This is a genomic window from Pseudomonas sp. MC6, assembly GCF_054790575.1.
The window spans coordinates 532,739-546,515 of sequence record NZ_CP186504.1; the positions used below are offsets into that span (position 1 = coordinate 532,739).

14 protein-coding genes are annotated in these 13,777 nt (G+C 60.4%); 6 read left to right on the forward strand and 8 right to left on the reverse strand.

Annotated elements, in window-relative coordinates; genetic code table 11:
• The first annotated feature begins 142 nt into the window (after window positions 1-142).
• Complete coding sequence (locus ACOYXE_RS02505) at window positions 143-955, forward strand: alpha/beta fold hydrolase (RefSeq protein WP_160058871.1); 813 nt, start codon at window positions 143-145, stop codon at window positions 953-955.
• An 81-nt stretch (window positions 956-1,036) separates the two neighbouring features.
• On the opposite strand, the gene dsbG is transcribed toward ACOYXE_RS02505, so the two are convergent.
• From dsbG to ACOYXE_RS02525, 4 genes are all read right to left on the reverse strand, one after another.
• Window positions 1,037-1,807 carry a thiol:disulfide interchange protein DsbG gene (gene dsbG, locus ACOYXE_RS02510; protein ID WP_405123148.1) on the reverse strand — a complete coding sequence of 257 codons (771 nt, stop codon included), beginning with the start codon at window positions 1,805-1,807 and terminating at the stop codon, window positions 1,037-1,039.
• Complete coding sequence (locus ACOYXE_RS02515; protein WP_160058869.1) at window positions 1,783-2,664, reverse strand: TlpA disulfide reductase family protein; 882 nt, start codon at window positions 2,662-2,664, stop codon at window positions 1,783-1,785. The genes dsbG and ACOYXE_RS02515 overlap by 25 nt, the downstream gene beginning before the upstream one ends.
• Complete coding sequence (gene dsbD / locus ACOYXE_RS02520) at window positions 2,664-4,397, reverse strand: protein-disulfide reductase DsbD (protein WP_405123150.1); 1,734 nt, start codon at window positions 4,395-4,397, stop codon at window positions 2,664-2,666. The genes ACOYXE_RS02515 and dsbD overlap by 1 nt, the downstream gene beginning before the upstream one ends.
• A gap of 98 nt (window positions 4,398-4,495) precedes the next feature.
• Window positions 4,496-5,188 (reverse strand): hypothetical protein, encoded by a 693-nt coding sequence (locus ACOYXE_RS02525; RefSeq protein ID WP_405123151.1) that lies wholly within the window; start codon window positions 5,186-5,188, stop codon window positions 4,496-4,498.
• A 245-nt stretch (window positions 5,189-5,433) separates the two neighbouring features.
• On the opposite strand from ACOYXE_RS02525, the gene ACOYXE_RS02530 reads away from it, so the two are divergent.
• The 5 genes from ACOYXE_RS02530 (at window position 5,434) to ACOYXE_RS02550 (ending at window position 9,988) form a co-directional block, all read left to right on the forward strand.
• A complete protein-coding gene (locus ACOYXE_RS02530; RefSeq protein WP_007908710.1) occupies window positions 5,434-6,114 on the forward strand; it encodes a response regulator in 681 nt (226 codons plus the stop codon).
• Entirely contained in the window at window positions 6,114-7,436 is a 1,323-nt protein-coding gene (locus tag ACOYXE_RS02535; protein ID WP_460927556.1) for an ATP-binding protein, read from the forward strand. The genes ACOYXE_RS02530 and ACOYXE_RS02535 overlap by 1 nt, the downstream gene beginning before the upstream one ends.
• 204 nt (window positions 7,437-7,640) lie before the next feature.
• Window positions 7,641-8,126, forward strand: coding sequence for a GNAT family N-acetyltransferase (locus tag ACOYXE_RS02540; protein ID WP_160058865.1), 486 nt, complete (start codon window positions 7,641-7,643; stop codon window positions 8,124-8,126).
• A 142-nt stretch (window positions 8,127-8,268) separates the two neighbouring features.
• Window positions 8,269-9,681, forward strand: coding sequence for an aspartate aminotransferase family protein (locus ACOYXE_RS02545; RefSeq protein WP_160058864.1), 1,413 nt, complete (start codon window positions 8,269-8,271; stop codon window positions 9,679-9,681).
• 82 nt (window positions 9,682-9,763) lie between these two features.
• Window positions 9,764-9,988: an MbtH family protein gene (locus ACOYXE_RS02550; RefSeq protein ID WP_160058863.1), complete on the forward strand. Its 225-nt coding sequence runs from the start codon at window positions 9,764-9,766 to the stop codon at window positions 9,986-9,988.
• Window positions 9,989-10,167: 179 nt separating this feature from the next.
• Here the strand turns inward: ACOYXE_RS02550 and ACOYXE_RS02555 are convergent, their stop codons facing one another.
• The 4 genes from ACOYXE_RS02555 to ACOYXE_RS02570 are packed head-to-tail and all read right to left on the reverse strand — an operon-like array spanning window position 10,168 to window position 13,747.
• Complete coding sequence (locus ACOYXE_RS02555) at window positions 10,168-11,073, reverse strand: metal ABC transporter substrate-binding protein (protein WP_405123153.1); 906 nt, start codon at window positions 11,071-11,073, stop codon at window positions 10,168-10,170.
• Window positions 11,074-11,973, reverse strand: a complete 900-nt coding sequence (locus ACOYXE_RS02560; protein WP_007917717.1) for a metal ABC transporter permease — start codon at window positions 11,971-11,973, stop codon at window positions 11,074-11,076.
• A complete protein-coding gene (locus tag ACOYXE_RS02565; RefSeq protein WP_460927560.1) occupies window positions 11,973-12,821 on the reverse strand; it encodes a metal ABC transporter ATP-binding protein in 849 nt (282 codons plus the stop codon). The genes ACOYXE_RS02560 and ACOYXE_RS02565 overlap by 1 nt, the downstream gene beginning before the upstream one ends.
• On the reverse strand, window positions 12,818-13,747 hold the full coding sequence (locus tag ACOYXE_RS02570; protein WP_460927562.1) for a metal ABC transporter substrate-binding protein: 930 nt from the start codon (window positions 13,745-13,747) through the stop codon (window positions 12,818-12,820). Before ACOYXE_RS02570 ends, ACOYXE_RS02565 begins: the two co-directional genes overlap by 4 nt.
• Between the last annotated feature and the right edge of the window lie 30 nt (window positions 13,748-13,777).

A 13,777-nucleotide genomic window follows, 5' to 3' on the forward strand; every position in this document is an offset into this window, starting at 1 on the left:
GGCCTACATTTTGGAATGCGTTCCCTGTAGGCGTGAGCCTGCTCGCGATGAGGCCGGTACATTCATGTACATTTCCAAGGTTGACGATAAAGAACCGGCACCTCAGTCTGCCGGTTCTCTTTTTTTGTCGCGGGGGTGGTCGATGCCTTTTTTCACGGTTGACGGACAAGCGCTGCATTACATTGATCAAGGCTCAGGCCCGGCGGTGTTGCTGGCCGGAAGCTATCTATGGGACCAGGCCATGTGGGCGCCGCAGATTGCCGCGTTGTCGCCGCACTATCGGGTGATTGCACTGGATCTGTGGGGCCATGGCGAGTCGGGGCGGTTACCCGAAGGCACGACTTCACTGGACGACATCGCCCGTCAGGCGCAGGCCCTGCTCGATCATCTGGACATCGATCAGGTCACTCTCGTCGGGCTGTCGGTTGGCGGCATGTGGGGCGTGCGTCTGGCTTTGTCGGCACCGCAACGGATCAACGGTCTGGTGCTGATGGACACCTACGTCGGCGTTGAGCCGGAACCGACTCGTCAGTACTACTTCTCGCTGTTCAGACAGATTGAAGAAACCGGCGAAATCTCCGAGCAATTACTGGATATCGTCGTGCCGATTTTCTTCCGTCCGGGGATCGATCCGCAGTCGGCGCTGTATCAGGATTTCCGCGCGAAACTGGCGGCGTATTCGTCTGATCGACTGCGCGAAAGCATCGTGCCGATGGGGCGTATCACCTTTGGTCGCGATGATTTGTTGCCACGTCTGGGCAAGTTGAATGCGGCGACCACGCTGGTCATGTGCGGCGACCAGGACAAGCCGCGACCACCGTCGGAAGCAAAGGAAATGGCGGAGTTGATCGGTTGCCCGTGGGTACTGGTGCCGGAAGCGGGGCATATCTCCAATCTGGAGAATCCGCAGTTTGTCACCGAGGAGCTGTTTACCTTTCTGGCTGACCGCCGTTGAAAAGATCGCAGCCTGCGGCAGCTCCTACAGAAAACGCGCTCCATGTAGGAGCTGCCGCAGGCTGCGATCTTTTGATTTTGCTTATTTAGGCCCGAGAATCTTCGCCAACTTGTCCGGCGAAGGCGCGCCTTGCTGCTGTTGCAACTCGCCTTTGTCATCCATATAGAAGATTGCCGGCGTCGCCTGCAATTCCAGGTCTTCCATCAACTGCATGTTCGCCGCCAATTTGGTCTGCACAGCCGCTGGAATATTTTTCAGCGCTTTTAGCGAACTGCCCTTGCCAGCCTTTTCGTGATCTTCCAGGGCCTTGGCCGGATCTTTCGCTGCCAGCAGCGCTGCCGATTTACCCGGGCTGTCCTCGCGGATGATCCCGACCATGATGTGCCGCAATTGCACCTTGCCGGATTTCACCCACGGCCGCGCCTGTTCCCAGAACATGTTGCAGTAAGGGCAGTTCGGATCGCTGAACAGGTACACGGTGCGCGGTGCATCCTTGTTGCCGTCCTGAATCCAGTTGCTCGCTTCGAACTTGGCCCAGACTTCCTTGGCCATCGGCGCATACACCATTTTTTGCAGCGGCTCGCTGCTCAGGTCTTTGCCGTCGGCGTCGTACATATTGCCGAGAATGACATGCTTGCCATCCGGGGTCAGGTACAGCGCCATGCCGCGATTCTGATACTGCGCCGCATAACCACGCAAACCATCGGGGGCATCGAACTGACCGACGATTTTCGCGCCTTTGGCTTCGATCTGCTTGATCGCCGCAGGCAATTCTTCAGCGGCCTGCACCGACGGCAAGTGCAGCAGGGCGCTGCCCAGAGTCAGCGTCAGCAGGTGGCGGAGGCGGGGCATGGCAGTTTCCTTGCAGAGGTGGCCGGTGCAGTGGCCGGGTTCGAATTCGGGGTTGGGGTGTCGAAGTTTTCCAAGGCGCGCGCCAGGCTGGCGTTGGATAACTCGCCCAGGTGACTGCTCAGCAGCCTACCGTCAGGGCTGTAGAACAGCGTAGTGGGCAATGCCATGGAACCCACGGCCTGACCTAGCCGACCGCTGCGATCGAACAGCACGTTGTTCAGGCTCAGGCCCTGGGTCTCAAGAAATGTCGCCACGCTTTGCATGCTTTCGGCCTGATTGACGAACAGGAAGGTCAGGTCCGGACGTTGTTGCTGGGCATTCTCCAGGACTGGCATCTCGCGCCGGCACGGCGGGCACCAGGTCGCCCACAGATTGATCACTAGCGGGCCGCCCTGATAGTCGCTGAGCTGGATGGTTTCCCCGGCCGCGTTGCGCAGAGAGATGTCCGGAAGTCGGGTGCCTTGTTCATAGATGTTTAACGACAACGTCGCCAACAGCCAGAACGCCACGCCGCTGGCCACGCCAAAGCCCAGTGGACGACGCAGCCCTGGACGACGCCAGCCGCGATACAGCGCCGCCAGCAGCAACACAATCACACCCGGCCAGGCGAGGAAACCACCGTCACGCAAATCAATGATCTGCCACGGGTCATTGCGATAGTGCGACCAGTACAGCAGCACAAAGGCAATTCGCGCCGCGAGCATGCCCAGCAGAAACAGACTGAACAATGCCGACTCGGGGTTATCGCCGCCACGCTTGGCCACCCGCCAACCGACAAAGGTCGCCAGCGCCAGGGCACTGATCAGCAGCAGGTGATTAAGCGCGATGGCAAAAGTGCCGAGGGTGAGAGTCAACATTAATTGGCGTCCCGGGTGGTGGCCCAGCGTTGCAGGAAGGTCTCGGCATCGACTTCGCCGGTGATGCGCTGGCTGCGGCGTTCTTCGCCATCAGTGCCGATCCAGACAAAGCTCGGTGGCCCTGGCACTTTGTAGCGGCTGAGCAATTCACGGCTGGCGGCATTGTCGGCAGTGACATCAAGGCGCAGCAGGCGTACATCACTCAGCGCCTGCATGACCTTGTCCTTGCCGAACACCTGCTTCTCCATGACTTTGCACGACACACACCAGTCGGCGTAGTAGTCGAGCAGCACCCACTGGCCCTGAGCTTTGGCGGCCTCGAGTTCGCGTTGCAGCGCCGCCGGCTCCTTGATCGTGGTGAACGCGTCATGAGCCGATGGCTGCGCTGCGCTGGCGCGGCCGGCGCTGTAGACCTGCAAAGGCTGATACGGATCATCGCTGCCGCCTGCCGCACCAATCACCAGCAAACTGCCCCACAGCCCGAGCAACAGCGAACTGGCGCCGAACAACTGCGCGACGCGGCCAAAACCTTCGGATTGTTTCCAGGCACAGAACGCGGCGATCAACAGCAGTGCGCCGCACAGGCCCAGCCACAACGAAGCATCCAGCACCGGACGCAACATCAACAGCGCCGTGGCGAGAAAGAGGAAACCGAACACGCCTTTGAGCAGATTCATCCAGGCGCCGGGCTTGGGCAGGAAGCGATTGCCCACGGTCACCAGCAACAACAATGGCACACCAATGCCGATGCCCAGCGAAAACAGAATCAAACCGCCGTGCAGCGCGTTGCCGCTCTGCGCGATATACAGCAACGCTCCCGCCAGCGGCGCGGTCATGCAAGGCCCGACCAGCAGACCGGACAACGCACCGAGCACCCCGGCGCCAATCAGGCTGCCACCGCTGCGACTGCGCGAGGCATGTTCAAGACGATCACGCAGGGCCACCGGCAATTGCAGTTCAAAGAAACCGAACATCGGCAAGGCCAGCACCACAAAGATTGTGGCGAACGTGCCGAGCAGCCAAGGGTTCTGCAACCACGCCTGCAGATTCGCGCCGAGCAGCGCAGCGATCACGCCCATCGCCGCATACACCAGCGCCATGCAAATCACGTAACTGCCGGCCAGCGCGAAACCGCGACGCGGGGTGGCACCACTGCCGACTACCATGCCGGCCAGAATCGGCAGCATGGGTAAGGTGCACGGGGTGAACGCCAGCAACAGACCGAGGCCGAAAAACACCAGCAGACTCCAGCCCAGCGCCCGTTGTTGCAGACTACTGGCCAACGCCTGATCCGGTGCTTCTGCGCTTGCAGCCACTGCGGCTTTGCCGCCCAGATCGATGACCCGGGTTTGCGGCGGGTAGCACAGGCCGGCATCGGCACAGCCCTGATAGCTGACTTTGATCTGGCCTGTGGCGGTTGCCGGGATTTTCACTTCCAGCCCTTGGCGATAGACCGGTTGCTCACCGAAAAACTCGTCGCTGTGGGATTCGCCTTCAGGCAGCGCAGGCTGCTGTGCTGCGCTCAGTCCGTCGAGTTTCAGGCGTTTCTGATACAGGTAATAGCCGTCGGTGATTTGCCAGAACAGCTGGGTTTCACCGGATTCCAGGCGTTCGGAGGTGAGTACGAATGCCTGGTCGACCGGCAGAAATTCCGGTTTTGTCTCAAACGGATTGTTTCCAGCCTGTGCCAGGCTGGAAATCAGTAGGGCAAACAAAAGAAAAAAATGACGCATGGAGGAGCCTTGTCCCTGTGCAGATGGGATGCAGAATGGGCAGCGGCGATTAACCGATAATTAACCGTATCCTACAAGGCCCTCCGGGCTTCGGCCAATCAGCCTCGCAGCAGTCCGGGCCAGTTCTGGTCATTGATGGTTTTCGGTCCGGCGACCAGACGGTCGGACTGAATGTTGTAAGTCAGGTATTGGTTATCGGTCAGGAAGATGTACCAGTAGCTGTCGGCGAAAGTCCGGTCATTTTGCGCTGCCGTGATGATGCGGTCCTTGTACGGTTTCAGCGCGCCAAGTTGATAATCCCCGAAGGGTTTGTAAGTCAGGGTCTTTGCCTTGTAGTTAAACGATAGATAGTGCCCGTCGTTGAGGATGAATCTGAACAGGAACGGGTGCCCGGTTAGTTGGAACCAGGTACCGGCGATGATTTTGTCGAAGTAGGGCAGTATTGGCTTCCAGATTGAATCGGAAACTTTATAGAAGGCATCGACCTTGTCTTTGTCCTGATTATATTTACACACCATGGGTGTGGTTCCCTGGTAGAAGAACAACCAGGCAATATCCTCATCGGACGAGGTGTTCCAGCCGAATGAAGTGGTTGTCAGCCCGAAACGCAAGTCTTTGGCATGGGGGCCAAAGCTGTCCCAGCTAGCGCCGACCGATGCGGGATAGTTGGCGGATACTTCGTTGTCACCGAGATCGAATCGGGAATAGGTGTCGCTGTCCTTGAAAAAGAAATAAATACGGTCAGGGCCGGAGCGCCAATCGATAGCGACGAAGTTTTTTAGTTGAGGCATGTTTATTAAATCCCTTTAAAAAAAGTATGTAGTTGGCGGACAGAAACTAAATGATCGGAGGATTCTAACAAGGGAGGAATTGTTTCTTTATTAGTGGAGGAAGTTTCAACGCCGGGTGGCTTTGGGTTTGCGCACCGCGGGGACGGCCGAGGCGTTTGCGGCCGGCTTCCCGTAAGCACCGATGATGGCCATAATTGCGGCTTAATCCTTGGCTGCTTCACTGACGTTTTTCCTGCGGAGTTCCCATGCACGTACTGGTTTGCGAAGACGATGAGCTGATCGCCAGCGGTATCGTCGCCGGTCTCACGGCTCAGGGTTTGACCGTTGAGCACGTCAACACTGCGTCGAAGGCGCGGGCGATGCTCAAAGTGGCCGAATTCGACGTGATGGTGCTCGATCTCGGCCTGCCCGACGAAGATGGCCTCAAATTGTTGCAACAACTGCGTCAGAGCGGCCTGGAAATTCCGGTGCTGATCCTGACCGCGCGCGACTCGGTGACCGACCGTGTCGATGGCTTGCAGGCCGGGGCCGACGATTACCTGCTCAAGCCGTTCGATCTGCGTGAACTGTTCGCCCGTCTGCAAACCCTGCTGCGCCGAGTCGCCGGACGCAGCGTCAACCTGATCGAGCACGGCGCGCTGACCTACGATCCGAGCAGCCGCGAAACCACCCTGGCCGGGCAACCGGTGGACTTGTCGCGCCGTGAGCAATCGCTGTTGCAGGCGCTGCTGCACAATCGTGGCCGGGTGCTGTCCACCGAGCAGTTGAAAGACAGTGTCTACGGCTTCAACGATGAGTTGGAAAGCAACGCGTTGAACGTGCACATCCATCACCTGCGCAGCAAATTGGGCAAGGGCATCGTCGAAACGGTGCGCGGTCTGGGCTATCGCCTCGGCCCGGCTGACGGTGGAGATCAAGGCAAGTGATGAGCCTGCGACTGCGCCTGAGCCTGACCCTCGGCGCCGCGTTTGCGCTCATCTGGGCGCTGGCGGCGGCCTGGATGCTCAGTGACCTGCGCAATCAGATGATGTTTTCCCTCGACCAGCGTCTGGTCGCCTCGGCGCGCATGGTTGCCGGGCTGCTGGAGCAGTTGCCGACCCTGCCGAGCAAAGGCGAGGGCACCCATTTCAGTGCCGAACAACTGAATATCCCCGGTGGCATGGCCTGTCAGGTCAGCTCCTTGCGCGGGGAAATCCTCGCGCGCAGTCACAACAACCCCGAACAAGCGCTGGAAGCCGAGAAAATGGGCTTCCACGATCAGATGATCGACGGTGCACCATGGCGCAGCTTCACCCTGGCCCGGGGCGATGTGCGCATCACCACGGCGGACCGGCAGATCGAGCGCGAAGCCCTGAACATGTCGATCCTGCTGGCGGCGTCGGTGCCGGTGGGCGTGGCATTGCTTGGCTGTCTGTGCCTGTTGTGGCTGGGTATCGGCCAGGGGCTGGCGCCGCTCAACCGTCTGCGTGAAGCGTTGATGCGGCGCAATGCCGATTCCCTTGAGCCGCTGCAGATCCAGACCTTCCCCAGCGAATTGAAGCCGCTGCTTGAAACGCAAAATCAGTTGTTTCAACGCATCGGCAAAACCATCGAGCGCGAGCGGCGCCTGACCGGTGACGCGGCGCATGAACTGCGCAGCCCGCTGACGGCGATCAAGACTCACCTGCAAGTCGCGCGCATGACCGATGGCAGCGCCCGCGATCAGTCGCTGGCGCGGGCCGAGGAAGGCGCCGATCGCTTGCATCGCACCCTCGAACAACTGCTGTTGCTGGCGCGGGTCGAGGGCAGTCTGTCGTTCGATGACGGTTCGCAATGCAGCACCGAGCAAGTGGCACGCCTGGCGATTCAGGACGCCACGGGTGGCGAGCGCTTGCGCATCAAACTGCAACTGCCAGGCGAGCTTTCCACTGCAGCGCTGCAGATGCCGGCCGTGCTGTCGATTGCGGCGCTGCGCAATCTGCTCGACAACGCCCTGCGTCATACCCCCGAGGACTGTGCGGTCGAGCTGAGTCTGGAAACCATTGGCAACCGCGTACGTTTTGTCGTGCGTGACCATGGCCCGGGGATCGCGCCGGATGATCTGCAACACCTGACTCAGCGCTTCTGGCGCAACGGTCAAAGCACCGGTTGCGGCCTCGGTCTGGCGATTGTTCAGGCGATCGTCCAGCGTTGCGACTGTGCCCTGCATTTCGACAGCCGTCCGGATGGCCTGCGCGTCGAACTGACCATGCCGTTGCAGCCCGTCTGACCCCAGCACAGTGTAGGAGCTGCCGAAGGCTGCGATCTTTTGATTCTGTTTTTCAAGATCAAGATCAAAAGATCGCAGCCTTCGGCAGCTCCTACAGGAAATCGCGCCAGACACATCAAATGTAACTTCTCGGCGTTCGCCATCCGGCCCGCGTGGGGGTAAGGTCATCGCAGCTTTGACTCAATGGATTGAGGGAACTGCGCCATGGAAGCACCCATCTGTATTCGTCCGGCCACACTGGCCGACGCCAGCATCATCAGCCGCATCATCGAGCGTTCGATCCGCATCGGTTGTGCGCCCGATCACCGTAATGATCTATCACTCGTCAGCCAATGGATCGGCCTGCAAACCGCCGACTTCATCAGTGCTCGACTGGCCGATCCGCACTTCTACCTCTGCATTGCGTTATTGCCGGACAAACCGGTCGGTGTCGGCATGGCTCGGGCCAGCGGCGACATTTTGCTGTGTTATGTCCAGCCAGAGTCATTTCGCCGGGGCGTCGGGCGAGCGCTGATGTTGGATCTGGAAGGCTGGTTACGGGTTCGCGGTGTTTCTCACGCTGATCTCAACAGCACGCACACCGGCCAGGCATTTTATCGGCGTCTGGGCTATCACAAGTCAGCGCCGCCCCTCGAATGCAACGGCTTGCAGACCCTGCCCATGCACAAGTCGCTGGTAGCATCGGGCTGACAACTCGATCACGGGCTAAATCCTCGGGCCCCTTAAGCGTTTCCAGAACAGGAAAACCTGCAAGTGCGCCCCGCGATCGGAATGCGCACCTGTCCGGTGTGCTGTTTTGGTCACTATCCATAGCCAATTGAGGGGTCGAGAGATGTCAGTCGCCACCAGCCTTATCGAAGAGTCGTCGGCCCGGGTTACCTCGGCGCCGGCCGAAACGCTGTACCAGTTCAACGAATCGCCATTGCTCGCCCGTCAGGCCCGGCAGGAATCCAACGCGCGCAGCTATCCGCGACGCATTCCATTGGCACTGAAGCGCGCCAAAGGTCTGTATGTCGAAGACGTTGAAGGGCGCACTTTCATCGACTGCCTCGCCGGGGCCGGCACGCTGGCGCTGGGGCATAATCACCCGGTGGTGATCGAAGCGATCCAGCAGGTGCTGGCCGATGAATTGCCACTGCACACCCTCGACCTGACCACTCCGGTCAAAGATCAGTTCGTCCAGGATCTGTTCGGTCTGCTGCCATCGGCCCTCGCGGCTGAAGCGAAAATCCAGTTCTGCGGGCCGACCGGCACCGATGCCGTAGAGGCGGCATTGAAACTGGTACGCACGGCGACCGGACGCAGCACCGTGCTGTCGTTCTCCGGTGGTTATCACGGCATGAGCCAGGGCGCATTGAGCCTGATGGGCAGCCTGGGGCCGAAAAAGCCGCTGGGCGCCTTGCTCAGCAACGGCGTGCAGTTCATGCCGTTCCCGTATGACTACCGTTGCCCGTTCGGCCTCGGTGGCGCAGCTGGCGTGAAGGCTAACCTGAGTTACCTGGAAAACCTGCTCAACGATCCCGAGGCTGGCGTGCAATTGCCAGCGGCGGTGATCGTCGAAGCGGTGCAGGGCGAGGGCGGGGTGATTCCGGCAGACATCGAGTGGTTGCGCGGCTTGCGTCGGATCACCGAGAAGGCCGGTGTGGCGCTGATCGTCGACGAGATTCAGAGCGGTTTTGCCCGCACCGGCAAGATGTTTGCCTTCGAACATGCCGGTATCACTCCGGATGTGGTGGTGTTGTCCAAAGCCATCGGCGGCAGCCTGCCGTTGGCCGTGGTGGTCTATCGCGACTGGCTCGACACCTGGCAGCCGGGCGCGCACGCCGGCACGTTCCGTGGCAATCAGATGGCGATGGCGGCAGGCTCTGCGGTAATGCGTTATCTGGTTGAGCACAAGGTCTGCGAACACGCTGCTGCCATGGGCGAGCGCCTCAGTGAGCACCTGCGCATCCTGCAGCGCGACTTCCCGCAAATGGGTGATATTCGGGGTCGTGGGCTGATGCTCGGGGTAGAGCTGGTCGAGCCGAACGGCCCACTGGATGCGCTCGGTCATCCACCGGCGTTTGCGCGACTGGCGCCGCTGGTGCAGCGCGAATGCCTCAAGCGTGGGTTGATTCTGGAACTGGGCGGCCGGCATGGCGCGGTGGTGCGTTTCCTGCCGCCGCTGGTGATTACCGCTGCTGAAATCGACCATGTTGCGGAAATCTTCGGTCGCGCTTTGGCCGCCGCCACCGCGTCGCTGTAAATTTTTCGCCGCGCCGAACGTTCTTTCTACATACCCGGCTGCACCCCTCGTGCAGCCCACCTTACAACGATGGAGAACCAGCATGACGTCAGTATTCGACCGCGAGGACATCCTCTTTCAGGTCGTGGTCAACCACGAAGAGCAATACTCGATCTGGCCGGACTACAAAGCCGTGCCGCAAGGCTGGCGCACCGTGGGCAAGAGCGGCCTGAAAAAGGAATGCCTGGCCTACATCGAAGAAGTCTGGACTGACATGCGTCCGCTGAGCCTGCGCCAGAAGATGGAAGGGCAGGCCGCCGTGCAATAAACGGCCGGGCAAAAACAAACCCGCTGGACTGGAAACAGTCAGCGGGTTTTTTTCTTGCCTTGGATTGGTGTTGTCCGGGCTGGCCTCTTCGCGAGCAGGCTCGCTCTCACATTTGGAATGCGTTCCCCCTGTAGGAGTGAGCCTGCTCGCGATGAACGATAACGCGGTTTCAGCTGAAATTAAGCCCCGCTCAAACCCTTCAACAGCAAATCCACATTGCCTTCCAGCTCCGCCACTGGATCCGCTGCATCGGTGCTCAACACCACCAGATGACTGCCCGACTCGGTAATTGCCGCTTTCACCGCGTCCGATGGCTGCCGATGATGCAGCACCACCGCGACATCATTGTCCTTGAGCGTTGCCGTGAGCTTTTTCAGATCCTCTGGCGTCCACTCGGTATCAGGTCGCGGATCCTCGCCGATCAGCTCCAGATTGAGGCTGCCGATCAAATAACCGAAGTGATCGCTCAGGCTCATGACGCTTAAATTGTCCGCACTGGCCAGACGCGCTTCGCTATCCGCGCTGAGCTTCAACAAACGCTGCTTCAACGTCGCCAGGTTGGCCTCGATTTTCGGCTTGGCGCTCGGTGCCAGGCGCACCAGATCCGCCGCCATCACATCCGCCATGCGTCCCATGTTGTTGCTGGCCAGCCAAGGCTGGCTGTTCAAGCCGTCGACCTTCAGATCCGGTTGTACGGCAATGCCCGGCAGGGCGCCGTCGATCGGGCGCGCCGCATCAACTTCAACGATGCGGATATTGCTGCGGCGGGCGATCGGGTACAACTGATCATCTGGCCACAGCGAGCGCACACCAATGACAGCATCGGCACCGGTTGCCAGTTTGCTCAGGGCCGGAGCGCCACGCCCTGTGAAGTAGGCACTCTGACGACTGCCCGGCAGGTTCGCTGGCGCCGCGCGTTCGAGATTGACATCAGTGCCCTTGAGCAGCGCTTCCGCCAAGCCAAAGGTGATCGGCAGCGAAGCCAGTACCTGCAGCGGCTTAGCTTTTTCGGCGGCCATCAACGGCGAGCAGACCACACCGCACAGGGTCATGGCCAAGGTCAGTTGTCGCAGTGAAAAAGTCATTTATCCAAGATTCCCTTTCAGACTCGGGACAACCCCGCGCGCAATGGCGGCGAGGGCGAAGGCAATGCCGGCGACCAGAATGATCGCGGCGCCGGATGGAATCGGCAGATCGAACACGATGGGCGCAAGAATCCCGCACAACGTGCTGACCGTGGCGATCAGCACCGAACACCAGAAGAAGCCCTTGAGCGACTGACTGAGCAAACGCGCCGCCGCCGCTGGAATCACCAGCAGCGCGCCGACCAGAATCGCACCGATGACTTTCACCGCGGCCACGGTGATTAGCGTCACCAGAATCACGAACAGATAATCCAGGGTTTTCACCGCCACCCCGCGTACTGCAGCCAGTTGCGGATTGAAGCTGGCGAGCATGATGCGGTTGTATAGCGGCAGGGCCAGAGCCATGACCAGGGAACCGACGATGGCCAGCACCGCCAGATCGTTACCGTTGACCGTCAGCACTGAACCGAACAGCACGTTCTCGAGAATGTGCACGTTGATCTTGCCCGCCAGAATCAACAGCAGACTCGCGCCGAGTGCCAGCGACACCGACAGAAACACGCCAATCAAGGTGTCCGGCGCCAGACCGGTGCGGTTGCGCAGGTAATTGAGCAGAATGCCGAACAGCAGGCAGTAACCGAACAGGCTGCCATAGGGGCCGGTGTAGGGTTCGCCGAGCAGGATGCCGATGGCTACACCGGTCAGCGCAGCGTGGCCCACCGCTTCGGAGAAAAACGCGAAGCGCTTGACCACCACCAGCGTGCCGAGGCCGCCGAGTACCGGGCCGATCAACAGGCCGGCAAGCAATGCATTGACCACAAAACCGTAGGCCAGTGCTTCCGGCAGATAACCGGACGAGGCCCAGCCTTGCACCATCAAACGAAAGGCTTCGTAACTCATCAGGCAGCGCTCCGTGGATGGGTCGAGAACAGCGTCAGCAGTCGTTCCGGGGTCAGCGCCTGTTGTGGCGTGGTATCGAACAGCACACGTCGGTTCAGGCCAGTGACCCGATCGGCCAGGCGCCCGACCGCTTCCAGATCGTGCTCGATCCACAGCACGGTGATACCCGCCGCGCGCCAGTCATTGAGCAGGCGCTCGAACACCTGAATCCCGGCTTCGTCGAGGGCTGACATCGGCTCATCCAGCACCAGCAATTGCGGCGCCGGAATCAAGCCTTGTGCGAGCAGAACACGCTGCCGTTCACCCCCGGACAGCGCGCCCATGCGCCGCTTGCGTTTGTCCTGCATACCGACGCGTTCCAGCGCGTCACCGATGGCACCGGCGTAACGCTTGCTCAAACCGAGAAACGCCGGGCGACGCTGGCACATGGCGGCCATGAAGTCGTCGACGGTCATTGGCAGACCGCGATCGAATTCCAGCGCCTGCGGCACGTAACCGATGGTGCCGGGTTCGCCGGGCCATTGCAGGCTGAGTTGGCCCTGGTGTGGCATCTGTCCGAGCAGGGTCTTGATCAGCGAACTCTTGCCGCCACCGTTAGGGCCGACCAGGGCATGTACGCTGCCGGGCTGCACCTGGAAGGTGACCTTGTCCAAAATCGTCGTGCGCCCCAGCGTCAGACAAATCCCCGCAAAATCCAGAGTCGGCCCCAAAACCTGTAGGAGTGAGCCTGCTCGCGATAGCGGTATGTCATCCAACGAAGATGTTGCCTGGACCGACGCCTTCGCGAGCAGGCTCGCTCCCACAGGGGATTCGGTGTTTTTCGGGGAAAGGTTTTCTCTGGAAGTCATGCGCCCGACTCCTGGATCGCCCGCACCACGGTGTTGAGGTTGCCGGTCATTTCCTTTTCGTACTTGTCGGCGGTGTATTCGCCGTAGGAAATGTGCGACAGCGGGTACAGTTTCACGCCGGATTCCCGCTGAATCGTTTCGACGTAGGTGGAGGGGAAATCCATCTCCGAGAAGATCACTTTCACGTCCAGTTCACGCAACTGGTCGATGGTCTTCTTCAACTGGCTTGGGCTCGGCTCGATGCCGTGGGCCGGCTCGACCACGGCGGTCACTTCCAGGCCAAACTCACGCAGCAAATAGTCGTAAGCGGCGTGTACCGTGGCCACGCGCAGTTCGGCGTTCGGCGCTTGAGTCAGTTTGGCCAGGGCATCGGCGCGCATCTGCCGCAGGCGTTTGCCATAGGCGCGGGCGTTCTGGGTGTAGGTCTTGGCGTTGTCCGGATCGAGTTTGCCCAGTTCGCGGGCGATGTTGTTGACCTGAGCGATGGAGGCGCTGATCGACAGGAACGTGTGCGGGTTCACCACTTTGCCGGCGCCGCGTGCGGCGACCCCGGTGGCGGCCAGCAGAGGTACGTTTTCGTTGGCTTCGATGGTCTTGATGTTCGGCGTTTCGCTAGCGGCGATCATGCGGTCGGCGAAGTCGTCATGGCCGACACCGTTGAGCACGATCACGTCCAGCCCGCTGATGCGTTTGATGTCCTCGGCCCGCGGTTCGTAGGCATGCGGATTGAAACCGGCCGGGATCAGCGGCACCACCTCGGCCTTGTCGCCGACGATGTTCGCCACATAGCTGTAATAGGGGTGCAGGGTGATGCCGATGCGCAGGCGTTTGGCCTGATCGGCGGCGGCCAGTGGGCTCAGCAGGCAGGCGCAGAGGCCGAGCAGAAACAGACGCAACAATGGACGGCGAGACGATGAAATAGACATGGGCAAACGGTCTTCTCTCGGATGAGGGCG